This window comes from Kitasatospora phosalacinea, assembly GCF_000717185.1.
Lineage (GTDB): Bacteria > Actinomycetota > Actinomycetes > Streptomycetales > Streptomycetaceae > Kitasatospora > Kitasatospora phosalacinea_A.
Genome location: NZ_JNYE01000063.1, coordinates 38412 through 61517, shown reverse-complemented (window position 1 = coordinate 61517; position 23106 = coordinate 38412). Strand labels below are relative to the sequence as shown.

The window sequence follows — 23106 nt, the reverse complement described above, 5'->3', positions numbered from 1 at the left end:
CCACCCCCCGCCCCGTGCCCGAGCACCGGCACGCGGGCCACCCTTCCATGCCTGATGGAGACTCGATGCGCCTTCACCGACCACTCCGAGCGCTGCTCGCCACGGGCGCGGTGGCGGCCGCCTCGCTGGGGCTGATCTCCGCCCCCGCGCAGGCCGCCACCCCGCTGCCGCAGCACGTCTTCGCCCCGTACTTCGAGGCGTGGACCGGCGAGAGCCCGGCCGCCCTGGCCGCCCAGTCCGGTGCCAAGCACCTCACCATGGCGTTCCTGCAGGCCGCCACCAAGGGCTCCTGCACCGCGCTGTGGAACGGCGACACCTCGATGCCGGTGTCCAGCTCCGTCTTCGGCGCCGACATCAACACCATCCGCGCAGGCGGCGGCGACGTGATCCCGTCCTTCGGCGGCTACACCGCGGACAACACGGGCACCGAGATCGCCGACTCCTGCACGGACGTCAACCAGATCGCCGCCCAGTTCGAGAACGTCATCACCACCTACGACGTCTCCCGGATCGACCTGGACATCGAGGACAACTCGCTGACCAACACGGCCGGCATCGACCGCCGCAACAAGGCGATCAAGATCGTCGAGGACTGGGCGGCCGCCAACGGCCGCAGCATCCAGTTCAGCTACACCCTGCCGACCACCACCAGCGGCCTGGCCTCCAGCGGCCTCAAGGTGCTGAAGAACGCGGTCACCAACAACGCGCGGATCGACGTCGTCAACATGATGACGTTCGACTACTACGACAACGCCGCGCACGACATGGCCGCGGACACCCAGACCTCCGCGCAGGGCCTGTACAACCAGCTGGCGAACCTGTACCCGACGAAGACCTCCGCCCAGCTGTGGAACATGATCGGCATCACCGAGATGGTCGGCATCGACGACTTCGGGCCCGCCGAGACCTTCACCGTCGCCAACGCCACCACGGTCTACAACTGGGCCGTCTCCAAGGGCATCAACACGCTGTCCTTCTGGGCGCTGCAGCGCGACAACGGCGGCTGCCCGGGCCAGGGCGGCCACGACGAGTGCTCCGGCATCGCGCAGGGCACCTGGGACTTCAGCCACATCTTCTCCCAGTTCACCAGCTCCTCCGTGCCCGCCAACGACTTCTCGGTGTCGCTGAACCCGGCCGCCGGCTCGGTCACCGCCGGTGCGTCCACCTCGGCGACGGTCAGCACCGCGGTCACCTCCGGCTCGGCGCAGAGCGTCAACCTGTCGGTCACCGGCGCCCCGGCGGGCGTCACCGCCGCGCTGAGCGCCTCCACCGTCACCGCGGGCGGCTCCGCCACCCTGAACGTGTCCACCACCTCGGGCGTCGCCAACGGCAGCTACCCGCTGACCGTGACCGGCACCGGCGCGAGCGGCACCCACTCGGCGACGTACACCCTGACCGTCACCGGCGGCACCACCGCCTCCGACTTCTCGGTCGCGCTCTCCCCCGCCTCCGGCTCGGTCCAGGCCGGTTCGGCCGTCTCCAGCACCGTGAGCACCGCGGTCACCTCCGGCACCGCCGCGACCGTCAACCTGACCGTCACCGGCGCCCCGGCGGGCGTCACCGCCGCGCTGAGCCCCTCCAGCGTCACCGCGGGCGGCTCCGCCACCCTGAACGTGTCCACCACCGCCGCGGCGGCCCCGGGCACCTACGCCCTGACCGTCACCGGCACCGGCGCGGGCAGGACCCACACCGCCACCTACGCGCTGACCGTCACCGGCACCACCCCGCCCACCGGCCTCGCCAACGGTGACCTGGAGAGCGGCAACCTCGCCCCGTGGACCTGCCAGAGCGGCGGCGCGGTCGTCACCTCCCCGGTGCACGGCGGCTCCAAGGCCCTGAAGGCCGTCCCGAGCGCCAGCGCCACCGGCCAGTGCGAGCAGACCGTCACCCTGGCCCCGAACCACGCGTACACCCTGACCGCCTGGGTCCAGGGCCCGTACTCGTACGTCGGCGTCAGCGGCGGCGCCACCGCCTCCTCCTGGGCGAACGGCTCCTCCTGGACGAAGCTGACCGTCCCGTTCACCACCGGCGCCAACGGCACCGTCACCGTGTACCTGCACGGCTGGTACGGCCAGGGCGCGGTCTACGGCGACGACTTCTCCATCGCCTGACCCCGGCTCAACCCGCAGGAACCGCACGGCTCCTGGACCGGGCCCGGGCGGTGGCACCCCGCCACCGCCCGGGCCCGTCCGGTTCGACCTGGCGTTCTACCGGTGTTCTAGGATCAGCGACCATGACCAACGGGTGGGGAACGAACCAGGGCGGGCCGCTGCCGCCCCAGCAGCCTGGTCCGGCGGGGCGGGTCCAGTTCGACGAACCGGACTGGGCGGCGCTCGCCGACCAGCACCAGCGGGAGCAGTCCCGGCGCAAGCGGATGAAGGCCGCGGGCGGCGTGCTGGCCGCCGTCGTCGCGGTCGGCGGGATCACCGCGGTCGCGGCCGCCACCTCCTCGCCCGGCACGCCGAAGGCCGATCCGACGGTCGTGGTCGAGGCCACCGGCGCGGCGCCGCAGCAGCCCGACACCGGCGGCGACCCGTCCCCGACCGCGTCCCCCTCCGACTCCCCCTCGCCCTCCGCGTCCCCCTCCGGGTCGCCCTCGGCGTCGCCCTCGCGCGGCGCGGGCAAGAGCCCCGGCAAGGGCCCGAGCAAGGCGCCCTCCTCCGCGCCCGCCTCCCCGGCCGGGCCGCCCGACCCGCTGACGGTGATCTCCTCGGCGGCCACCGACACCGCCCCGCTCACCCCCGCCGGGGTGCTGCCCGCCGCGACGATGCAGGTCGACGGCAGGACCTGGACCAGGCTGACCGAGTCCCAGACCGCCACCTGCTACCAGGCCACCACCGGCGGCCTCGGCAACGTGCTGGCGGCCCAGGGCTGCCGCTCGATGATCCGGGTGACCTACACCTCGGGCAACAGCGCCGTCACCATCGGCATCGCGGTTCTGGACAGCAAGGCCAAGGCGGACGCGGTCATGGCCGCCTTCCAGGGCCAGGTACAGGGCCTGGTCCCCAGCGGCCACACCTCGTACTGCACCAGCACCGGCTGCCAGGGCACCCACGCCTCCGTCGGCCGGTACGTCTACCTCACCGTCTCCGGCACCGTGAAACCGGGCGGCACCGCCGCGGACGCCACCGCCACCGCGGCCGGCCCGACCTTCGCCGCCACCGCCCGGGCCCAGCTGCTGGCCCGCGGCCGACGCTGACCGCACCGCCCGGGAGCGCTCAGCGCTCCCGGCACAGCGGCAGGTACGCCGCCAGCGCCAGCAGCGCGCAGCCCAGCACGACCGCGCCGAGCGCCGTCGCGGACGGGTGCCCGCCGAGGCTGCTGAGCGGGGCGACCACCGCGCCGCACAGGTAGGTGCCGGTGCCGAGCAGCGCGGACGCCGAACCGGCCGCGTGCGGGGCCATGGTCAGCGCCCGGCCGTTGGCGTTCGGCAGGATCACGCCCATCGAGCCCATCAGCAGCGTCAGTGCGGGCCACACCCCGGCCAGGCCGGTGTCCCACACGGTGGTGCACAGCACCACGGCGGCCCCGGCCGCCGCGGCCGCGCCCAGACCGGCCAGCAGCAGCGTCCGCTCGGAGTGGCGCTGCACCAGGAACCGGCCGTTGAGCTGGGTCACGGCCAGCAGCGCGATCGAGTTGACGGCGAACACCAGGCTGTAGGTCTGCGGGGTGATCCGGTACACCTCCTGCAGCACCACCGAGGAGCCGCCGACGTACGCGAACAGCGCGCCGAAGGCGAAGGTGCCGGTCAGCAGGTAGCCGAGGAACAGCCGGTCGCGCAGCAGCCCGCCGATCGCCCGGACGGTGCTGCCGGGGCCGCCGCCGTGCCGCCGCTCCGGCGGCAGCGTCTCGCGGACGCCGACCGCGCAGGCGGCGGTGAGCACCGCGCCGAGCAGGGCGAGCACGACGAAGGTGCCGCGCCAGTCGGTGACGTGCAGCAGTTGGGCGCCGGCCAGCGGGGCGACGATCGGGGCGAGGCCGGACACCAGGCCCATGGTGGCCAGGAAGCGGATCATCGCGATCCCCTCCAGCCGGTCCCGGACGACCGCCCGGGCGATCACCAGCGCGGCCGAGCCCGCGGCGCCCTGCACCACCCGGCCCGCGACCAGCACCGGCATCGAGGCAGCGAAGGCGCACAGCAGGCTGGCGGCGGTGTACACGGCCAGGCCCGCCAGCATCGGGCGGCGGCGGCCGAGACGGTCGCTGAGCGGCCCGAACAGCAGCTGGCCGAGGACCATGCCCAGCAGCGAGCCGGTCAGGGTGAGCTGGGCGGCGGGTGCGGTGGAGTGCAGGTCCGCGGTCAGGTCGGGCAGTGCGGGCAGGTACAGGTCGGTGGTGAACGGCCCGAGCGCGACGAGGCTGCCCAGGGTGATCACGGTGGCGGTGGCGAACGGGGCCCGCTGCGGCGTCTGCGCGGGAGGCCCCTCCGACCGGAGCGGGACGGCGGGTGCGGTCTGGTCGCCGTCGGGGTCGACGGTCGGGCCTGGCATGGGGCTCCTCACGGTGGCGGGGGTACCGGCACCGTCCTATCCCATCCGCCCGCCCCCGCGAAAGCCGAGCGGCCACCGGGCGGCCACCGGGCGGCCACCGCCCGACCGGCACGGCCGTCCACCGGGCGGCTACCGCCCGACCGGCACGGCCGTCCGGACGCCCGCGGCCACCGCGGCGTCCTGCCAGCCGTACAGCTGGTCGCCGACCAGGGCGACGTCGTACAGGCCGCAGTGCGCGGTGGCCCGCTGCGGGGCGTCGCTCGGGAACCAGGGGGCCCGCAGGTGGACGTCGCCGAGCGGGCGGCCCGCGGTGCAGCCCGCGGGCAGCGCCCGCTCCGGCAGGGTGGCCCGGATCAGCCGGTCGCCCTGCCGGTCGGAGCCCAGCAGGGCCACGCCGGTCGCGGAGTCCGGCAGCCAGCCGGGGGCCGCGCCGCCGCGGTCGGCCTTGGCGGCGGCGCCGCTCGGGTAGCGGACGGTGTGGTCCATCCGGTCCTGCATCCGCTGGAGCGCCGCGGGTGCCACCATCACCAGCAGCAGCGCGGCGGCCGCTGCCCCCAGCACCACCGTCGCCGCCCGTCCGCCCTTCATGGCCCCTCGCCCCTTCCCGCCGTTCCCGTCCCTTCCATCGTGGTCGCGCCCGCCCCCGGGAACCATGCGCACCAGGTACCGTTCCGGATCCGCCGGAAGTCTGAGCCCGCCCCCGGGAACCCCGACTTCCGGCGGACCGGGCACCCGCTGCGAGGTGGACCCGGCGGTACTCGCAGTTCGAGGACGGTCCCGCCACCGGCCCGGCGCACCGGGTAGAAGATCGGCCGCCCGGCCGCCGCTGCGGCCAGCGGATTTCCGTCAGCGGTAGGCGGACTCGCCGGTGATCGCCTCGCCGAGGACCAGGGTGTGGATCTCGGCGGTGCCCTCGTAGGTGAGCACCGACTCCAGGTTGTTGGCGTGCCGCAGGACGGGGTACGCGGTGGTGATGCCGTTGGCGCCGAGGATGGTGCGGGCGGTGCGGGCGATCTCCAGCGCGGTGCGGACGTTGTTGAGCTTGCCGAAGGAGATGTGGGCGGGCTGGGCGCGGCCCTCGTCCTTGAGCCGGCCGATCCGCACCGCGACCAGGTAGGCCTTCTCCAACTCCATTGCCATGTCGACGAGTTTGGCCTGGGTCAGCTGGAAGGCGCCGATCGGGCGGCCGAACTGGACGCGGTCGCGGGCGTACTCGACGGCGGCCCGGTAGCAGTCGCGGGCGGCGCCGACGGTGCCCCACAGGATGCCGTAGCGGGCCTCGCCGAGCGAGGACAGCGGGGCGCGCAGGCCGCGGGCCTGCGGCAGCACCGCGTCGGCGGGCAACCGGACGCCGTCGAAGGCGAGTTCGCTGGTGACGGAGGCCCGCAGGGAGAGCTTGCCGGGGATGTCGCGGGCGGTGAACCCGGGGGTGCCGCGCGGCACGAGGAAGCCGCGCACGCCCTCCTCGGTGGCCGCCCAGACCACCGCGACGTCGGAGACCGAGCCGTTGGTGATCCACGCCTTGGCGCCGTCCAGGATCCAGTCGGTGCCGTCGCGCCGGGCCCGGGTGCGCATCGACCCCGGGTCGGAGCCCGCCTCCGGCTCGGTCAGGCCGAAGCAGCCGACGGCCCGTCCGGCGGCCAACTCCGGGAGCCAGCGCAGCTTCTGCTCCTCGGAGCCGAAGGCGTGGATCGAGCGCATCGCCAGCGAGCCCTGCACCGAGACGAAGCTGCGCAGCCCGGAGTCGGCGGCCTCCAGCTCCATGCACGCGACCCCGTACTCGGTGGCCGTCGACCCGGTGCAGCCGTAGCCCTCCAGGTGCATCCCGAGGACGCCCAGCCTGCCGAGTTCCGGCGCGAGTTCGCGCACCGGGAAGGTGCCCCGCTCGTACCACTCGGCGAGCTGCGGGCGGACGTGCCGGTCGGTGAAGGCGCGGACGCTGTCGCGGACCAGCCGCTCGTCCTCGGTGAGCAGGTCGTCGACGCCGAGCAGGTCGAGCGGGTCGGGGGCGGTGGCCATGGGTGGGCTCCTCGGAGGGTGCGGGCGGGTGTGCCACCGCCGTCCTTACCGCCCGGTAGGCCGCGCGGTCAAGGGCGCCGCGGCGGGCCGGGCGCGCCGACACGCGGCCGCGGCGCACCGGGAATGCCGGGCGCCCGTGGAAGGCTGACCGGTCCAGGAGGTGCACCGACCATGGCGGACGGACAGCAGGAACAGCGGCAGCAGGAACAGCGGCAGGACCAGCAGCAGGACCAGCGGTGGCGGACCGAGCACGACTCGATGGGCGAGGTCCGCGTCCCGGCGGCGGCCAAGTGGCGGGCGCAGACCCAGCGGGCTGTGGAGAACTTCCCGGTGTCGGGGCAGCGCCTGGAGCGCGCCCACATCGCGGCGCTGGCCCGGATCAAGGCCGCGGCGGCCGTCGTCAACGCCGAACTGGGCGTGCTGGACGGGGAGACCGCGGCGGCGATCCGGTCCGCCGCCGAGGAGGTGGCCGAGGGCCGCTGGGACGACCAGTTCCCGGTGGACGTGTTCCAGACCGGCTCCGGCACCTCGTCCAACATGAACGCCAACGAGGTGATCGCGACGCTGGCCGCCGAGCGCCTGGGCCGCCCGGTGCACCCCAACGACCAGGTCAACGCCTCGCAGTCCTCGAACGACGTCTTCCCGTCCTCGATCCACGTCGCCGCGACGGGCGCCGTCCTGCACGGGCTGGTCCCGGCCCTGGAGCACCTGGCGCAGGCCCTGGAGGCCAAGTCCGCGGAGTTCGCGGAGGTCGTCAAGTCCGGCCGCACCCACCTGATGGACGCCACCCCCGTCACCCTCGGCCAGGAGTTCGGCGGCTACGCGGCCCAGGTCAGGTACGGGGTCGAGCGGCTGCGCGCGACGCTCCCCCGGGTCGCCGAACTCCCGCTCGGCGGAACGGCCGTGGGCACCGGCATCAACACCCCGCCCGGCTTCTCGGCCGCCGTGATCGCCGAGGTCGCCCGCGCCACCGGCCTGCCGCTGACCGAGGCCCGCAACCACTTCGAGGCCCAGGGCGCCCGGGACGGCCTGGTCGAGCTCAGCGGCCAGCTGCGCACGGTCGCCACCGGCTTCACCAAGATCGCCAACGACCTGCGCTGGATGGGCTCCGGCCCGCGCACCGGCCTCGCCGAGATCAACCTCCCCGACCTGCAGCCCGGCTCCTCGATCATGCCCGGCAAGGTCAACCCCGTGCTGCCCGAGGTGGTCCTGATGGTCGCCGCGCAGGTCATCGGCAACGACACCACCGTCACGGTGGCCGGCGCGAGCGGCAACTTCGAGCTCAACGTCATGCTGCCGGTCATCGCGCGCAACGTGCTGGAGTCCGTCCGCCTCCTCACCACCTCCGCCCGCCTGCTCGCCGACCGCACCGTCTCCGGCATCACCGCCAACGCGGAGCGCGCCCGCGAGTACGCCGAGTCCTCCCCCTCCGTCGTCACCCCGCTCAACCGCTACCTCGGCTACGAGGAGGCGGCGAAGGTCGCCAAGCAGTCCCTCGCCGAACGCAGGACCATCCGCGAGGTCGTCCTCGACCGCGGCTACGTCGACCGCGGCCTGCTCACCGAGGCCCAGCTCGACGAGGCCCTGGACGTCCTGCGGATGACCCGCCCGCAGGACGCCGACTGACGCCGACTGACGCGGCCTGACGGCCTGGCACCGGGCGCCGGGCGCCGGGCGCCGGGCGCCGGGCGTCAGGACAGCAGCAGCGGCATGTCCCAGTCGCGCGGGGTGCCGCCGGACGCGTACGAGTCGAGGGCGAGCGCGACGCCGGCCGCCCCGTCCAGGTAGCCGGACACGTCGCTGGCGAACGGCCGGCGGGTCATGGTGAACCGCAGGCCGAACGGGGCGTCCGGGTCGAAGGCGTCGACCAGCCGGGCGGCCACCTCGTCGCGCCGCCGCTCGATCCGCTCGTCGGCGAACTGCTCGTTCAGCCGCCCGAGTTGGTGCAGCGCACCGGCCCAGCCGTGGCACAGCGCGTGGTCGGTCACGCCCCACCCGTCGAGCGGGACGCGCAGCAGCCGCTCGACCGAGTCGCGGGCGGTCGCCGTCCAGTCGGCCCGGCCCAGGACGGCCCCGGCCACCTGGAGGGCGCGCGAGACGCCGGGCGCGCCGTAGCACCAGGACGGCCACCCGGCGGGCGTCCGGTACGCGCCGGGTCCGGCCAGGTACTCGGCGAGGTCCAGGTAGCCCGGCCAGTACGTGCCGTGCTCGTCGCGCACCGCCCAGCGCACCAGCAGGTCGGCGGTGTCCTCCAGCGCCTCCCGGTGGCCGGGCAGCCGGACGCCGTCGCGCCAGGCCAGGGCGAGCAGCATCAGCGGGCCCGCGACGCCGTGCGACAGGCCCAGGTTGAGGTGGCCGTCGGGCAGCAGGTGCTCGGAGCCGACCCGCGGCGCGTCCAGCGCCCACCAGCGCGGGACGCGGGCCCCGCGGTGGACGGTGGTGCCGCGGGCCAGGGCGATCAGGTAGCCGAGGACCTGCGCCAGCTCCCCGTCGCAGGTCTCGGCGCGGGCCAGCAGGTAGCGGCCGACGCCGGTCATGCCGCGCACCACCTCGTAGTGCCCGATGGTGGCCAGCGGGCCGTCCGGGACGGGGGGCAGCGCGGTGCGCACCAGTTGCCGCTGGTAGGCGTCGAGCCGGTGCAGCGCGGTGGTGTAGCCCCCGGTGGCGCGGTGGGCGGCCAGCACGGCGAAGGCCAGCGCGCCGGGGCCCTTGAAGATCCCGCTGGGCTCGCTGCCGCCGTCGGCGGCGGCCCGGGTCGCGACCGCCAGGTACCCGTGGGCCCGGGCCGCCCGGTCGGTGCCGGGCCGGGCACCGCCGCTGAACGCCAGGGACAGTCCGGGGCTGCCGCTGCCGAGCGTCAGCTCGGCCCAGACGCCCTCGGCCGCGCCGTCGTCCGCGGCCTCGGCGGGGATCCGGGTGGCGGCCGCGGTCGCGGCCGGGTCGGCGAGCCGGTCCAGGATCAGGTCGGACAACTGCCCGGCCGCCTCCCGCATCCGGACCCGCTCGGAGGGCGCGGTGGTCGTCGGGGCGGTGTCGGTCATCGATGGCTCCGATCAGTGACGGGACGGTCGGTGGCGGAAGGGGCCCCGGCGGAACGGTCGGTGGCGGAACGGGACCTGGCCGGTCGGCGGCCCTCCGACCCTCCCGCCCCGGGCACCCCCGCAACCTCCCGAGGCCGGGCGGAGCTACCCCCGCCCGGCGCGGTGCCGGTCATCGGTCGCTCCGACCGGTGCCGGAACGACCGGTGCCGAAACAGCCGGTGACGAAACAGCCAGTGACCGGACGGCCGGTGACCGGACGGGCCCCGACGGAACGGGCCCCGGTGGAACGGCCCTGACCGGTCGGCGGCCCTCCGACCCTCCTGCCCCGGTCACCCCCCGCAGCCTCCCGAGGCAGGGCGGAGCTTGCCCCCGCCCGGCTCGCCGTCACCGTCCCTCCGCCCCGCGGGAGCGGCGGCTGAGCAGGGTGCGGGCGGCGCCGCGCAGGACGGCGTAGCCGCGGGCCTCGGCCGCCGGGTCGATGCCGAACTGGCGGTTGTGCCGCATGTGCAGCAGTGACACGAGGGCCTCGTCGCGGTCGGCCTCCGGCGCGGCGAGCAGCAGGCGTCCGAAGTCGCGCGGTTCCGGGGAGTCGGTCCAGAGCGCGGCCAGTCCGGGCACGCCGAGCTGTTCGGCGGCGTGCCGGGCGGCGTCCCCGGGGCGGACCAGCCGGTCCACCAGCCGGCGGTGGCGCTGGTAGACGGGGTGGTCGGCGCCCTTGTCGAAGAGGTGCACCACCCAGGCGCACCAGTCCCAGTCGCCGAGCGAGTCGAGCAGCACGGCGTGGCCGACGGCGGCGAGCACCTCGTCGGGGACGGCCGCGGTGGCGTCGCGGCGGGCCCGCAGGTGGAGCAGCGCGGAGCGGCTGTCGGTCCGGAAGAGCAGTTCGGCGGCCTCCTGGGCGTCCGGGCCGAGGTACCGGTCGGTCTCGGGCCGGTACGTGTCGAGCGCCATGGTGCGCAGCGCGCCGGCCTCGACGAGTCGGCGGACGTGCCGGGTGAGGGCCGGCAGGACGCGGTCGGCCAGGGTGGCCGGGTCGCCGTGCAGGCGCAGCCGCAGGTGGGGTTCGGGGTCGCGGTAGCGGAGGAAGAACCAGCGGTCGACGTCTCCCTCGACGTCGGCGAGCAGCGCGGGCAGGTGGTCGGCCAGCAGCGCGTCGTGGGTGCCGGGTTCGGCGTACAGCTTGGCGTACAGCCAGTCCTCGCCGGGGAGGTGGACGCGGGTCGGGGCGGTGCGGACGGCGGACCTGGCGAGCGGGGCCCGGCCGGTGCCGGTGCCGCTGCCAGTGCCGGTGGCGGGGCGGGCGGCCCGGAACAGCGGGACGACGATCTCGGTGCTGCGGCCGTGGTTCCAGCCGAGTCCGGCGCCGTCGGCGGTGAGGTCCTGGAAGAGCTGGAACCGCGGTTCGGGGGCGGTGAGTTCGGCGCGCAGCAGGTCGGTGTCCCAGCTCTCGCGCAGGTCGACCGGGAACGTCCGGTCGTTGCTGGCGATCTGCAGCCGGTCGGGCACCCGGTAGCGCTCGCGCCAGGCGCGCAGCCCTTCCGTCCAGGCGGCGGGGCCCGCGGTGCGGGCGGCGTCGCGCAGGCGGCGGCCGGGCAGCCAGCGGCGCGGGGCGGTGACGACCCGGCCGTAGCGGACGGCGGGCAGGTAGGGGAGGGTGTCGAGGCCCGCCCAGTCCCAGCCGGACCAGACCCGGGGGCGGGCGGCGGCCAGGTCGGCCAGGAAGCGGGCGACGGGCGGGGCCTGGGCGTCCAGGGCGAGCATGTGCGGGAGGACGGGGACGACCGGGCGGCCGGTCTCCGGGTGGAGCAGGCGCAGGCCGTCCTCGCCGGCGGCGACCAGCAGGGTGCGCCAGTCCAGGCAGTGCGGGTCGCCGCGGTCGGCGGCGACGCCGATCGGCAGGCGGTGCGGCAGCAGCGGCGGCACCTGGACGATGTTGAGCGAGCGCGGGTCGCGGGGGGCGAGTTCGACCTGGACGGGCAGCGCCCCGTCGTCGGCGGGCCCGGCGGCGAGGGCGGCGAGGCCGTCGGTGAGTCCGGCCAGGTCGGCGAACCGGCCGGCGGTGGCCCCGGCCGTCCAGGAGCCGGTGTGCGCGCTGCCGAGCAGCAGGAACTCGCCGCGGTCGAGGGCGGCGGCGGAGTCGGCGAGGAGTTGGAAGCAGAGTTCCAGGGTGCGCGGCGGGCGGCTGCTGCCCGGGGCGTGGCCGGCCGCGTCGGCGAGGCGGGCGATGTCGGCGTCGTCGAGCACCAGGTCGGTACCGGACAGGACGGCCTGCTGGACGAGTTCGGCGACCGCGTTGCGGCGCGGCCGGTCGGCGTCGTCGCCGGGCCCGGAGCGGGAGTGCGCGGGCGCGCCGCCGCCGTACTCGGGGGGCAGGCCCAGGCCGCGGTGCGGGTCGGCGAGGTCGGCGAGCGGGACGGCGCTGGCGGTGCCGTAGCGCTCGACGAACCGGTCCCGGTAGTCGCGCAGGTGCGCCAGGGTGGTCCACTCCGGCGTGACGGCCCAGATCGCGGCGGCGTAGCGGGCCGCCTCGGCGCCGACCGCCTCGGGCAGCACCAGGTCGGCCCCGGTGTGCAGGTCGACCTGGACGGGCGGGCGGTCGCCGGTCCGGTCGGCGGGGTCGAGGGCCCGGACCCGCTCCAGCAGGTGCCGCCAGGACTCCAGGCCCTCGCCGGGGCGGTCGCGCTCGTGGGCGGCCGCGGCCGCGCGGACGGCGCGCAGTCCTTCGGCGGCCCCGGGGACGGCGCCGTCGACGGCCGTCCCGATCCGGTCGAGCAGGGCGTCGTCGATCCGGTGTGGGGTGAGCGAGGTGAGCAGGAAGCCGTGCTGGACGAGTCCGGCGAGCAGGCCGTCGATCCGCTCGGCGGTGACCTGCGGGAAGCGGGCGGCCAGGTCGGCCAGCAGTGCGGCGTACCCGACCGGTCGGGCGGCGGCCTCCCGCACCCGGGCGACCAGGGCGTTGTCGCGCACCGAGACCTCGCGTTCGCCGGTGTGGCGCAGCAGGCGGCCGTCGCGCAGCACGCACAGGTCGTCGAGGACCACGTCGACCCGGCGGCGGACTTCGGGCACGGCGAGCCAGTCCAGCACCCGGCGGTGCAGCCAGCCGCCGTCCAGCCGGACCCGGACGCGTCCCGGCCCGGCGGGCGGGATCTTGGCGGCGGCGCCGAAGCGGGCCCGGCCGACGCCGGCGAACAGCCCGAACGGGGTGGGTCGGCCGCCCGAGCGGCGGGCGTAGCGGGTCAGGGTGCGGGCGGCGCTGACGGTGCGCTTGCGGCCCAGTGCGGCGGCGCCGCCGGGTTCGCCGAGCCGCTGGAGGGCGAGGGCGAGGCTGCCGCTGGCGACCTCGACGGCCTGGCGCAGCAGCGGGTCCGCGGCGAGGCGGCGCGCGCCCGGGGCGGGGTCCGCCGGGTCGATGCGGGTCTCGGTGCCGGTGCGGGGCGTGCCGGCCGTCCGGACCAGCACCGGTTCCCTGACCTCGAACAGGTCCAGCTCTGCGCGCACGTCGGTGGTGCCCCTCGGGGTCGCGGGTGGGAGGAGGGAGGGTGGAACGGGGGCGCGGGGCGGGCCGTGGCCCGCCCCGCGCGAGGACCGCTGACGGAGGGTCAGCAGCAGACCGGGCAGCGGGTGCCGATGGCGTAGCTGCTCGGCGAGGTGTAGGTGCCCTGGCCGAGCTCCTGGGTCTGCTCCGTGACGTCCGCGATGCGGAGGTCCAGGTCGAGCTCGGCGGTGTCGGCCTGCAGGGTGATCTCGGTGCGCATGTCCCCTCCTGAGGGCTCGTGGGTGCGCCCGGGGCGGTGTTCCGGGCGGCGCCCGGACCGAACGGTGGTTCGGTCCGGTGCGGGCACCACTTTTTCCCGGCTTCCCACGATGTGGTGAGTGCCGTCCCGGCCAACCTCCCCCCGCACTCCGCCACCCCCCTCCCCGCCCGCCCCGACCTGCTCGTCCGCCCCACCGGGCGCTCGCGCCCGGGTGTCCGTTCCCGGGCGGTCGGCCGGGCCGATGTTTCAGCGCCGGAACCGGGGAACGCTCCTGCTCCCGGGCGTCCACGAACCACCGGTCGGCCGCACCCGGCGGGCGTCCGCGCGCGTTCGCGCCGCGCGCCCGCACTTTGGCGCGAAGACGCCGCGAGGGCACCGGGCCCGCCGGGGCCCGGTGCCCTCGTGCTCCTCCGGGGGCGCTACCTGCTGTGGCGTGCCGTCATGCCCGCGAAGGCCATGCCGACCGCGGCCAGGGCCAGGCAGGTCATGACCCCGCCGGTGATGACGTTGGTCAGGATGGTGCGGCGGACGTGCGCGCCGCCGTTGACCGCCCAGGGGGCGATGACCGTCCAGGCGCCGATCGCCACGCACGCCCAGGCGCGGGCGTGGGTGCGGCCGAAGGCGGAGCCGTAGCCGGCCATCAGGACGGCGTAGGCGATGCCGAGCACCAGGTTGCTGACGGTCAGGCCGGTGAAGCCGGAGAAGCCGACCACCCAGGGGGAGATGGCCAGGAAGAGGCCGGCGCAGATGGCGAGTGCTTCCGTCCCCTGCCCGGCGGTGGTGGATGTGACGCGCTCCGCGTGTTCACGCAGGGCCAGGATGTCCGGATGGTGTTCCATGCCCGACGACATGTGGGTCGACACCGGGACCACCTCCTCGTAGTCAGGACATGCGAGCCACTTGGTCGCTACCCGCCCTGGGCGGTATGTAACGCTACCCACGGGTTTGTCCTTATTTTTTCCTTATCCAGGCCTCCGGGCGCGTACCGTGGGAAGCGGAGAGGTTCCGCCATGCACTTCACCGACCGGGCCGACGCGGGCCGCCGCCTCGCCGAGGCCCTGCTGTCCGAGGCCCCCGGCCTGCGGGGGGCCGTCGTGGTCGCCCTGCCGCGCGGCGGCGCCCCCGTCGCCGCCGAGGTCGCGGCCGCGCTGGGCGCGGAGCTGGACGTGTGCGTGGTGCGGAAGGTGGGCGTGCCGGGGCAGCCGGAGGTCGCGATGGGCGCGGTCGGCGAGGACGGCGCGCGGGTGGTGAACCAGCAGGTGGTGGACGCGGCGGGCGTCCCGCCGGAGGACTTCGCCGCGGTCGAGGTCCGCGAGCGCGCCGAGCTGGCCCGGCGCGCGGCCGCCTACCGCCGGGGACGGGTGCCGGTGCCGCTGGCGGGGCGGACGGTGCTGGTGGTGGACGACGGGGTGGCGACGGGGTCGTCCGCACTGGCGGCCTGCCGGATCGTCCGGGCGCGCGGTGCCGCGCGGGTGGTGCTGGCGGTGCCGGTGGCCCCGCACGACTGGGCGGAGCGCCTGGGCGGCGCGGCCGACGCGTACGTGGCCGTGCACGCGCCGAAGGGCTTCCGTTCGGTCGGCGAGTTCTACCGGGACTTCCGGCAGACCACGGACGCCGAGGTGCTGGCCGCGCTGGAGCCCTCCCGGGGCCCGGGGAGCAGCGGGTGCGCCGGGTACGAGGTGCCGCTGGCCGCCGGTCCGGCCGAGCTGGCGGTGCCGGCCGACCCGCTGGGCGTGGTGGTGTTCGCGCACGGCAGCGGTTCGGGGCGGGGCAGTCCGCGCAACCGGGCGGTGGCGGAGCGGCTGCACCGGGCGGGGCTGGCGACGGTGCTGTTCGACCTGCTGACGCCCGGGGAGGCGGAGCAGCCGCGGAAGGTGTTCGACCCGGGCCTGCTGGGCGGGCGGCTGGCCGCCGCGACCCGGACGGTGCTGCGCCACCACGCGCTGGCGGGCCTGCCGTACGGCTGGTTCGGGGCGAGCACGGGCGCGGCGGCGGCGCTGTGGGCCGCGGCCGAGCCGGACACCGCCCCGGCCGCGATCGTCTCGCGCGGGGGCCGGCCGGACCTGGCGGCGGCCCGGCTGTCGCTGGTGGCCGCCCCGACGCTGCTGGTGGTGGGCGGCGCCGACGGGGAGGTGGTGGAGTTGAACCGGCGGGCCGCGGCCGAGCTGCGCGGCCCGAGCGCGCTGCAGGTCGTCCCGGGCGCCGGGCACCTGTTCGCCGAGCCGGGGGCGCTGGCGGCGGTGGCCGACCTGGCGGCGCACTGGTTCGTCCGCTGGTTCCCGCCCGGCCGAGGAAGCGATCGGGCGCGGCACTGAGCAATCCGTACAGTCGAAGCACCCCCCGGCTGCTCATCTTGTACACATTGAGCAGCCGGATTCGGACCTGTTGCCCACCTCACCGAGCAGGAGCAAGCTCTGCGCAACCGACCTCGACGTGGAGGAATGCCCCATGACCGCCGACGCCGCTGTTGAACTGACCCCCGAGGAGTTGCAGGCCGGTCTGACGGCCGAGCAGCTGCGCACCCTGGTGGGTCTGGTGGAGTACGACGCCTCGACCGACCCGTTCCCGGTGACCGCGCAGGACGCGGTCGTCTTCGTGGTGGGCAACGCGACCCAGACGGCGCAGTTCTACCAGTCCGTGTTCGGCATGGAGCTGGTCGCCTACTCGGGCCCGGAGACCGGCCGCCGCGACCGCAAGTCGTTCGTGCTGCGCTCGGGCTCCTGCCGCTTCGTCATCGAGGGCGGCGTGTCGCCGGACAGCCCGCTGCTGGACCACCACCGCCGCCACGGCGACGGCGTGGTCGACCTGGCGATGGAGGTCCCGGACGTGGACAGGTGCATCGCGCACGCCCGCGCCCAGGGCGCCACGGTCCTGGAGGAGCCGAACGACGTCTCGGACGAGCACGGCACGGTGCGCCGCGCCGCGATCGCCGCGTACGGCGAGACCCGGCACACCCTGGTCGACCGCTCCCGCTACACCGGCCCGTACCTGCCGGGGTACGTGGCCCGCGAGTCGACGGTGGTCCGCCCCGAGGGCGCGCCGAAGCGGCTGTTCCAGGCGCTGGACCACGCGGTGGGCAACGTCGAGCTCGGCAAGATGGACGAGTGGGTGTCGTTCTACAACCGGGTGATGGGCTTCGTGAACATGGCGGAGTTCGTCGGCGACGACATCGCCACCGACTACTCGGCGCTGATGTCGAAGGTCGTGGCGAGCGGCAACCACCGGGTGAAGTTCCCGCTGAACGAGCCGGCCGTGGCGAAGAAGAAGTCGCAGATCGACGAGTACCTGGAGTTCTACACCGGCCCGGGCTGCCAGCACATGGCGCTGGCCACCAACGACATCCTCACCACGGTGGACGTGCTGCGCTCGCGCGGCGTGGAGTTCCTGTCCACCCCGGACTCGTACTACGAGGACCCGGAGCTGCGCGAGCGGATCGGCCACGTCCGGGTGCCGATCGAGGAGCTGCAGTCGCGCGGCATCCTGGTGGACCGCGACGAGGACGGCTACCTGCTGCAGATCTTCACCAAGCCGATCGGCGACCGGCCGACGGTCTTCTACGAGTTCATCGAGCGGCACGGTTCGCTGGGCTTCGGCAAGGGCAACTTCAAGGCCCTGTTCGAGGCGATCGAGCGCGAGCAGGACCGGCGCGGCAACCTCTGACGGAGCACGACGGGCGACAGGGAGAAGTAGGGCGATGGCGTACTACCGGCAGCTGGGCTCGGTGCCGCCCAAGCGGCACACCCAGCACCGCACCCCCGAAGGCGGGCTGTACTACGAGGAGTTGATGGGCGAGGAGGGCTTCTCCTCGGACTCCTCGCTGCTGTACCACCGGCACATCCCCTCGGCGGTGACGGCCGCCGCGGTCTGGGAGCTGCCGGACCAGTCGACCACCGCCAACCTCCCGCTGCTGCCCCGCCACCTGAAGCTGCACGGGCTGTTCCCGGGCGAGGAGTGGAAGTCGGCGGACGCGGTCACCGGCCGCCGGCTCGTCCTCGGCAACGCGGACGTGCGGATCTCCTACGTCGCGGCGGGCGCGCCCAGCGAGCTGTACCGCAACGGGCTGGGCGACGAGTGCGTGTACGTGGAGTCCGGGACGGCCGTGCTGGAGACGGTGTTCGGGACGCTGACGGCCGGGCCGGGCGACTACGTGCTGATCCCGCGGGCGACCACCCACCGCTGGGTGCCGACCGGGGACGGGCCGCTGCGCGCGTACTGCATCGAGGCGAACAGCCACATCACCCCGGCCCGCCGCTACCTGTCGAAGTTCGGCCAGCTGCTGGAGCACGCGCCGTTCTGCGAGCGGGACCTGCGCGGCCCGGACGGCCCGCTGCTGGTCGAGGGCGGCGAGGTGGACGTGCTGGTCAAGCACCGCGGCCCGGGCGGCGTGGCCGGGACGCGCTACACCGTCCCGAACCACCCGTTCGACGTGGTGGGCTGGGACGGCTGCCTGTACCCGTACGCGTTCAACATCGCGGACTACGAGCCGATCACCGGGCGGGTGCACCAGCCGCCGCCGGCCCACCAGGTGTTCGAGGGCACCAACTTCGTGATCTGCAACTTCGTGCCGCGCAAGGTGGACTACCACCCGCTGTCGATCCCCGTGCCGTACTACCACGCGAACGTGGACAGCGACGAGGTGATGTTCTACTGCGGCGGCAACTACGAGGCCCGCAAGGGCTCCGGCATCGGACAGGGGTCGATCTCGCTGCACCCGGGCGGCCACACCCACGGCCCGCAGCCGGGCGCGTACGAGCGCTCGATCGGCGTGGAGTTCTTCGACGAGCTGGCGGTGATGGTGGACACCTTCCGCCCGCTGGAGCTCGGCGAGGCCGCCACCGCGAGCGAGGACCCGGACTACGCGTGGACCTGGGCGAGGCGATGAACGTACCCGAGCTGTACCGGGGGCTGTTCGACGACGCGGCGGTCTTCCCGCCCGGCGACCTGCCGCTGGCCGGGGCCGTCCCCGCGCACCGGGCGCACCGCGCCGCCTGGTACGCGGAGGCGGTCGGCCCGCTGCTGGCGCCGGTCGACAAGCTGGCCGAACTGCGCTCCCTGAAGCCGGAGTTCGCGGTCGGCCTGGTGGTCGGCCCGGGCCGGCTGGCCGAGGCTCTGGAGGCGGCGGACGGCCTGCGGGTGGCCGCCGTCGAGTACGCGGCGGGCGAGGACGTCCGGGCGGCGGTGGCGGAGCTGGACGCGCTGCTGCCGGAGGGCGTCGGCGCGGCCGTCGAACTGCCGCGCTCGGAGCGGCCGGAGGACGGGCTGGACGCCCTGGCCGGCACCCGCTACCGCGCCAAGTACCGCACCGGCGGCCTGGGTTACGCGTCCTTCCCGTCCGTCACCGAGCTGGCCGCCTTCCTGCTGGGCTGCGCCGAGCGCGCGCTGCCGTACAAGTGCACGGCGGGGCTGCACCACGCGGTGCGGCACACCGACCTGGGCACCGGGTACGAGCACCACGGCTTCCTCAACCTGCTGCTGGCGGCCGGGAGTTCCGACCGCTCGCAGGCCATCGAGCTGCTCGCCGAGCGGGACGGCGCCCGACTGGCCACCGCCGTCGAGTCCCTGACGGAGCATCAGATCGCGTCCGTCCGCGCCTCGTTCACTTCTTTCGGCACCTGTAGCATCGCCGAGCCGCTGGAAGACCTCGCCCGACTCGGCCTCCTGGAGACCCCTTGAGCACCACCACCTGGCTCGACCTGCCCGCCGACTCCCCGTTCGGCGTCCACAACCTCCCCTACGGCGTGTTCACCGCCGCCGACCGGCCCGGCCGACGGCGGATCGGCGTCCGGATCGGCGACCTGGTGCTGGACGCCGGGGCGGCCGCCCGGGCGGTCGGCGCGCCGTCCGTGCTGCTGGACGCGGAGAACCTCAACCCGCTGATGGGGTCCGGCCGTCCGACCTGGCGGGCGGTGCGCGCGGCGCTCACCTCCTGGCTGACCGACCCGGCGCACCGGGCGGCCGTCGAGCCCTGCCTGCTGCCGCTGGCGGACGTCCGGCTGCACCTGCCGTTCGAGGTCGCCGACTACGTCGACTTCTACGCCTCCGAGCACCACGCCACCAACCTCGGGAAGATCTTCCGGCCGGGGCAGGAGCCGCTGACCCCGAACTGGAAGCACCTGCCGATCGGCTACCACGGCCGCTCCGGCACCGTGGTGGTCTCCGGCACCCCGGTGGTCCGCCCGCACGGCCAGCGCAAGGCCCCCTCCGACGCGGCGCCGAGCCACGGCCCGTCCCGCCGCCTGGACATCGAGGCCGAGGTCGCCTTCGTGGTCGGCACGCCCAGCGCGATGGGCAGCCCGGTCGCGCTGGACGGCTTCGCGGAGCACGTGTTCGGCGTCTGCCTGCTCAACGACTGGTCGGCGCGCGACATCCAGGCCTGGGAGTACGTGCCGCTCGGCCCGTTCCTCGGCAAGTCCTTCGCGACCTCGCTCTCCCCCTGGGTGGTGCCGCTGGACGCGCTGGAGCACGCCCGGGTCGCCCCGCCGGAGCGCGAGGTGGAGCCGCTGCCGTACCTGGACGACCGCAAGTCCGAGCCCTGGGGCCTGGACCTGGCGCTGGAGGTGTCGCTGAACGGGCACCTCGTCTCCCGGCCGCCGTTCGCCACCATGTACTGGACCGCCGCCCAGCAGCTCGCCCACCTGACCGCCAACGGCGCCAGCCTGCGCACCGGCGACCTGTACGCCTCCGGCACCGTCTCCGGCCCCGAGCCGGACACCCGGGGCGCGCTGATCGAGCTGACCTGGAACGGCGAGCAGCCCCTCGAACTGCCCGACGGCACCGTGCGCACCTTCCTGGAGGACGGCGACGAGGTCTCCATCACCGCGACCGCCCCCGGGCCGGGGGTCCTGCGGGTCGGGTTCGGCGAGGTCACCGGCACGATCACCGGCTGACCTCCCGCGCGGACGCGCCACGACGGCCCCGAACCGTCAATGGCGCGTCCGCAGCACGCCGCCGAACGGGTGAGATTCCGGGGCCGCAAACCCCTCCGCCACTAGAAGTTGTCCCGACAGAAAACCAGCGACCTCCCCCCGAGCCGGGCCGCCCACGCCCGGCGCCGAAGGGGCGGGCCGCAACCGTTCGTGGACAACTCTCTTCCCCGGAGGACCCCGATGATGAAGCTGCGCACCCTGGTCTGCGGAGCCGCGCTCGCCGCCGCCAACCTGCTGATGCCCGTCCCGCAGGCCCAGGCCGTCCCGCTGCTCCCGCACCCCGTGACGCTCTGCGGCTTCGCCCCGCGCCCGCACCTGCCCGCCGCCCCCGTCCTGCTGGCCACGCCGCTGCGCCCCTGCTGACCGGCCGCCCGCCGCCGTACCGGGCCTGCCGACCCGTCGGGCGGGCCCGGTACGGTGCAGCGGAGGATCTTCGTACCAACCGACAGGCGGGAGTGACGACCATGGCGACCCCAGCGGCCCAGCAGGACGTGCTGATCGAGCGGACCGGCCCGCTCGGGCGGATCACCCTCAACCGGCCGCGCGCCCTCAACTCCCTCACCCGCGCGATGCTCGTCACCGTCCGCGCCGCCCTGGACGCCTGGGCCGCGGACGACGCCGTGACCGCCGTCCTGCTCACCGGCGCCGGCGAGCGCGGCCTGTGCGCGGGCGCCGACATCCGCGCCGTCCACGACGACGCCAAGCTCGGCGGCGCGGGCACCCGGGCGTTCTTCCGCGTCGAGTACCCGCTCAACGAACTGGTCTCCCGCTACCCCAAGCCGTACGTGGCCCTGATGGACGGCATCACCATGGGCGGCGGCGTCGGCCTCTCCGCGCACGCGAACACCCGGATCGTCACCGAGCGCTCCGCCGTCGCCATGCCGGAGACCCGGATCGGCCTCGTCCCCGACGTCGGCGGCAGCCGCCTGCTCGCCCTCGCCCCCGGCGAGCTCGGCACCCACGTCGGCCTCACCGCCGCCACCATGACCGCCGCCGACGCCCTGCACTGCGGCTTCGCCGACCACTACCTGCCCTCCGCCGCGCTGCCCGCCCTCACCGCCCGGCTCGCCGCGGGCGAGGACCCGGCCGCCGCCGTCGCCGCGCTCGCCGCCCCCGCCCCGGCCTCCGAACTCGCCGCCCAGCGCGAGTGGATCGACCACTGCTACGCCGCCGACAGCGTCGAGGAGGTCCTGGAACGGCTGCGCGCCACCGGCCTGCCCGCCGCGAAGGACGCCGCCGAACAGCTGCTCGGCAAGTCCCCCACCATGCTCAAGGTGACCCTCGCCGCGCTGCGCCGGGCCCGCACCCTGCCCTCCCTGGCCGCCACCCTCGACCAGGAGTACCGGATCTCCTGCGCCGCCCTGGCCCACCACGACCTGGTCGAGGGCATCCGCGCCCAGGTCGTCGACAAGGACCGCGACCCGCACTGGCACCCCGCCGCCCCGGAGCAGGTCACCGCCGCCGACGTCGCCCGCTTCTTCGAGACCCCCGCCGACGGCGACCTGGGGCTCGCGGGGTGACCATCGTCTCGCCTGTCGAGACTGGCGTCCGGGGCGGTGTTCGGAGATCGTATCCACCGTCAGAGGTTCCGCTCAGCGTGGAGAGGAAGAAGCGGCGATGACCGAGTACGAGACGATCCTGGTGGACCGCAAGGGCCGGGTCGGCATCATCACCCTCAACCGGCCCGAGGCGCTCAACGCGCTCAACACCCGGCTGATGAACGAAGTGGTCGCGGCCGCCAAGGACTTCGACCGCGACCCGGAGATCGGCGCGCTGGTCGTCACCGGCTCCGCCAAGGCCTTCGCGGCCGGTGCCGACATCAAGGAGATGCAGGACAACCGCTTCCCCGCCGTCTACCTCGACGACTGGCTCGGCCCCTGGGACGAACTGGGCCGCCTGCGCAAGCCGGTCGTCGCCGCCGTCGCGGGCTACGCGCTGGGCGGCGGCTGCGAGTTGGCGATGCTCTGCGACGTCCTGATCGCCGCCGACACCGCGAAGTTCGGCCAGCCCGAGATCAAGCTCGGCGTCATCCCCGGCATCGGCGGCTCCCAGCGGCTGACCCGCGCCGTCGGCAAGGCCAAGGCCATGGACCTGTGCCTGACCGGCCGGATGATGGACGCCGAGGAGGCCGAGCGGGCCGGCCTGGTCTCCCGCGTCGTCCCCGCCGAGCAGCTGCTCGCCGAGGCCCTCGCCGTCGCCGAGACCGTCGCCGCGATGTCGCTGCCCGCCGCCGTCATGATGAAGGAGTCCGTCAACCGGGCCTTCGAGACCACCCTCGCCGAGGGCGTCCGCTTCGAACGCCGCCTCTTCCACGCCGCCTTCGCCACCGCCGACCAGAAGGAGGGCATGGCCGCCTTCGCCGAGAAGCGCCCCGCGGCCTTCACCAACGGCTGACCTCACCGCCGACCCGGGCCCTCCGCGCTCCGCACCGCGCAGGACCCGGGGCCGGGGGGTCAGTTGATGTGGAGCGTCGTGATGGTGCCGTAGTTCCTGGTGAGGGCCTCGTTCTTGCCGAAGGCGTGGCGGTAGAGGTAGCCGTCGCCGGGCTCGTACTCGAAGTAGCCCGCGTTGTTGCCGCTGCTGAAGCTCGTCACCGACGACTGGTCGATCCAGATGTCGCCGGCGTTCGCGAAGCACCGCCGGAAGCCGGTGCCGTTGTCGTTGGTGATGCCGAGGGTGAAGTAGTCGCCGACGAACAGGCACTCGACGAAGTTGACCTCGTTGGTGGCGTGGGCGGGCACGGCACCGGCCGTCAGGGCCAGCACGGCGGCTCCCACGGCCACGGCGATCCGTCGCTTCAGCATGACGCAGACTCCTCGGGTACGGGTGGACGCGCATCGAACCGTACGGATACTAACAAGACGTGCGCGCGCGG

19 protein-coding genes are annotated in these 23106 nt (G+C 75.0%); 11 read left to right on the top strand and 8 right to left on the bottom strand.

Annotated features, from left to right (window positions below; translation table 11 throughout):
- The first annotated feature begins 65 nt into the window (after positions 1–65).
- On the top strand, positions 66–2111 hold the full coding sequence (locus tag OO57_RS24790; RefSeq protein WP_033254846.1) for a glycosyl hydrolase family 18 protein: 2046 nt from the start codon (positions 66–68) through the stop codon (positions 2109–2111).
- 122 nt (positions 2112–2233) lie between these two features.
- Positions 2234–3199 carry a hypothetical protein gene (locus OO57_RS38610; RefSeq protein WP_035790089.1) on the top strand — a complete coding sequence of 322 codons (966 nt, stop codon included), beginning with the start codon at positions 2234–2236 and terminating at the stop codon, positions 3197–3199.
- A 19-nt stretch (positions 3200–3218) separates the two neighbouring features.
- Here OO57_RS38610 and OO57_RS24780 read toward each other — a convergent pair whose 3' ends face one another.
- From OO57_RS24780 to OO57_RS24770, 3 genes are all read right to left on the bottom strand, one after another.
- Entirely contained in the window at positions 3219–4490 is a 1272-nt protein-coding gene (locus OO57_RS24780; protein WP_033254845.1) for a multidrug effflux MFS transporter, read from the bottom strand.
- 129 nt (positions 4491–4619) lie between these two features.
- Entirely contained in the window at positions 4620–5078 is a 459-nt protein-coding gene (locus OO57_RS24775) for a hypothetical protein (RefSeq protein ID WP_051778202.1), read from the bottom strand.
- A gap of 258 nt (positions 5079–5336) precedes the next feature.
- Entirely contained in the window at positions 5337–6509 is a 1173-nt protein-coding gene (locus OO57_RS24770; protein WP_033254844.1) for an acyl-CoA dehydrogenase family protein, read from the bottom strand.
- A 258-nt stretch (positions 6510–6767) separates the two neighbouring features.
- Here OO57_RS24770 and OO57_RS24765 point away from each other — a divergent pair, with 258 nt between their 5' ends.
- The gene (locus tag OO57_RS24765; RefSeq protein ID WP_051778205.1) at positions 6768–8135 is read left to right on the top strand and encodes a class II fumarate hydratase; all 1368 of its coding nucleotides are present in this window, start codon (positions 6768–6770) and stop codon (positions 8133–8135) included.
- A 65-nt stretch (positions 8136–8200) separates the two neighbouring features.
- On the opposite strand, the gene OO57_RS24760 is transcribed toward OO57_RS24765, so the two are convergent.
- The 4 genes from OO57_RS24760 to OO57_RS24750 form a co-directional block, all read right to left on the bottom strand.
- Positions 8201–9550, bottom strand: a complete 1350-nt coding sequence (locus tag OO57_RS24760; RefSeq protein WP_033254843.1) for a lanthionine synthetase C family protein — start codon at positions 9548–9550, stop codon at positions 8201–8203.
- Positions 9551–9934: 384 nt separating this feature from the next.
- Complete coding sequence (locus tag OO57_RS24755) at positions 9935–13048, bottom strand: lantibiotic dehydratase (RefSeq protein WP_033254842.1); 3114 nt, start codon at positions 13046–13048, stop codon at positions 9935–9937.
- Positions 13049–13149: 101 nt separating this feature from the next.
- Positions 13150–13305 (bottom strand): SCO0268 family class II lanthipeptide, encoded by a 156-nt coding sequence (lanA, locus tag OO57_RS40445; RefSeq protein WP_063737636.1) that lies wholly within the window; start codon positions 13303–13305, stop codon positions 13150–13152.
- 419 nt (positions 13306–13724) lie between these two features.
- Positions 13725–14144 (bottom strand): SPW repeat protein, encoded by a 420-nt coding sequence (locus tag OO57_RS24750; RefSeq protein WP_234337489.1) that lies wholly within the window; start codon positions 14142–14144, stop codon positions 13725–13727.
- Between the two features lie 171 nt (positions 14145–14315).
- Between OO57_RS24750 and OO57_RS24745 the strand changes: the two genes are divergently transcribed.
- From OO57_RS24745 to OO57_RS24710, 8 genes are all read left to right on the top strand, one after another.
- Entirely contained in the window at positions 14316–15620 is a 1305-nt protein-coding gene (locus OO57_RS24745; protein WP_033254840.1) for a phosphoribosyltransferase family protein, read from the top strand.
- Positions 15621–15753: 133 nt separating this feature from the next.
- Positions 15754–16965 (top strand): 4-hydroxyphenylpyruvate dioxygenase, encoded by a 1212-nt coding sequence (gene hppD / locus OO57_RS24740; protein WP_033254839.1) that lies wholly within the window; start codon positions 15754–15756, stop codon positions 16963–16965.
- Positions 16966–16999: 34 nt separating this feature from the next.
- Positions 17000–18187: a homogentisate 1,2-dioxygenase gene (locus OO57_RS24735; RefSeq protein ID WP_033254838.1), complete on the top strand. Its 1188-nt coding sequence runs from the start codon at positions 17000–17002 to the stop codon at positions 18185–18187.
- Positions 18166–18978 carry a hypothetical protein gene (locus OO57_RS24730; RefSeq protein WP_199811316.1) on the top strand — a complete coding sequence of 271 codons (813 nt, stop codon included), beginning with the start codon at positions 18166–18168 and terminating at the stop codon, positions 18976–18978. The genes OO57_RS24735 and OO57_RS24730 overlap by 22 nt, the downstream gene beginning before the upstream one ends.
- Complete coding sequence (gene fahA / locus OO57_RS24725) at positions 18975–20192, top strand: fumarylacetoacetase (RefSeq protein WP_033254837.1); 1218 nt, start codon at positions 18975–18977, stop codon at positions 20190–20192. Before OO57_RS24730 ends, fahA begins: the two co-directional genes overlap by 4 nt.
- A gap of 219 nt (positions 20193–20411) precedes the next feature.
- Complete coding sequence (locus OO57_RS24720; RefSeq protein ID WP_033254836.1) at positions 20412–20594, top strand: hypothetical protein; 183 nt, start codon at positions 20412–20414, stop codon at positions 20592–20594.
- Between the two features lie 101 nt (positions 20595–20695).
- A complete protein-coding gene (locus OO57_RS24715) occupies positions 20696–21751 on the top strand; it encodes an enoyl-CoA hydratase/isomerase family protein (protein WP_033254835.1) in 1056 nt (351 codons plus the stop codon).
- A gap of 97 nt (positions 21752–21848) precedes the next feature.
- Positions 21849–22625, top strand: coding sequence for an enoyl-CoA hydratase (locus OO57_RS24710; RefSeq protein WP_033254834.1), 777 nt, complete (start codon positions 21849–21851; stop codon positions 22623–22625).
- A gap of 59 nt (positions 22626–22684) precedes the next feature.
- Here OO57_RS24710 and OO57_RS24705 read toward each other — a convergent pair whose 3' ends face one another.
- Positions 22685–23035: a beta/gamma crystallin domain-containing protein gene (locus OO57_RS24705; protein ID WP_033254833.1), complete on the bottom strand. Its 351-nt coding sequence runs from the start codon at positions 23033–23035 to the stop codon at positions 22685–22687.
- Positions 23036–23106: the final 71 nt, after the last annotated feature.

What these genes read in the sequence shown, in the direction of transcription:
- hppD (WP_033254839.1), top strand. Translation starts at nt 15,754, where the DNA reads ATGACCGCCGACGCCGCTGTTGAACTGACCCCCGAGGAGTTGCAGGCC.
- OO57_RS24750 (WP_234337489.1), bottom strand. Translation starts at nt 14,144, where the DNA reads ATGGAACACCATCCGGACATCCTGGCCCTGCGTGAACACGCGGAGCGC.
- lanA (WP_063737636.1), bottom strand. Translation starts at nt 13,305, where the DNA reads ATGCGCACCGAGATCACCCTGCAGGCCGACACCGCCGAGCTCGACCTG.
- OO57_RS24765 (WP_051778205.1), top strand. Translation starts at nt 6,768, where the DNA reads ATGGGCGAGGTCCGCGTCCCGGCGGCGGCCAAGTGGCGGGCGCAGACC.
- OO57_RS38610 (WP_035790089.1), top strand. Translation starts at nt 2,234, where the DNA reads ATGACCAACGGGTGGGGAACGAACCAGGGCGGGCCGCTGCCGCCCCAG.
- OO57_RS24745 (WP_033254840.1), top strand. Translation starts at nt 14,316, where the DNA reads ATGCACTTCACCGACCGGGCCGACGCGGGCCGCCGCCTCGCCGAGGCC.
- OO57_RS24790 (WP_033254846.1), top strand. Translation starts at nt 66, where the DNA reads ATGCGCCTTCACCGACCACTCCGAGCGCTGCTCGCCACGGGCGCGGTG.
- OO57_RS24775 (WP_051778202.1), bottom strand. Translation starts at nt 5,078, where the DNA reads ATGAAGGGCGGACGGGCGGCGACGGTGGTGCTGGGGGCAGCGGCCGCC.
- OO57_RS24715 (WP_033254835.1), top strand. Translation starts at nt 20,696, where the DNA reads ATGGCGACCCCAGCGGCCCAGCAGGACGTGCTGATCGAGCGGACCGGC.
- OO57_RS24735 (WP_033254838.1), top strand. Translation starts at nt 17,000, where the DNA reads ATGGCGTACTACCGGCAGCTGGGCTCGGTGCCGCCCAAGCGGCACACC.
- OO57_RS24780 (WP_033254845.1), bottom strand. Translation starts at nt 4,490, where the DNA reads ATGCCAGGCCCGACCGTCGACCCCGACGGCGACCAGACCGCACCCGCC.
- OO57_RS24770 (WP_033254844.1), bottom strand. Translation starts at nt 6,509, where the DNA reads ATGGCCACCGCCCCCGACCCGCTCGACCTGCTCGGCGTCGACGACCTG.
- OO57_RS24710 (WP_033254834.1), top strand. Translation starts at nt 21,849, where the DNA reads ATGACCGAGTACGAGACGATCCTGGTGGACCGCAAGGGCCGGGTCGGC.
- OO57_RS24760 (WP_033254843.1), bottom strand. Translation starts at nt 9,550, where the DNA reads ATGACCGACACCGCCCCGACGACCACCGCGCCCTCCGAGCGGGTCCGG.
- OO57_RS24705 (WP_033254833.1), bottom strand. Translation starts at nt 23,035, where the DNA reads ATGCTGAAGCGACGGATCGCCGTGGCCGTGGGAGCCGCCGTGCTGGCC.
- OO57_RS24720 (WP_033254836.1), top strand. Translation starts at nt 20,412, where the DNA reads ATGATGAAGCTGCGCACCCTGGTCTGCGGAGCCGCGCTCGCCGCCGCC.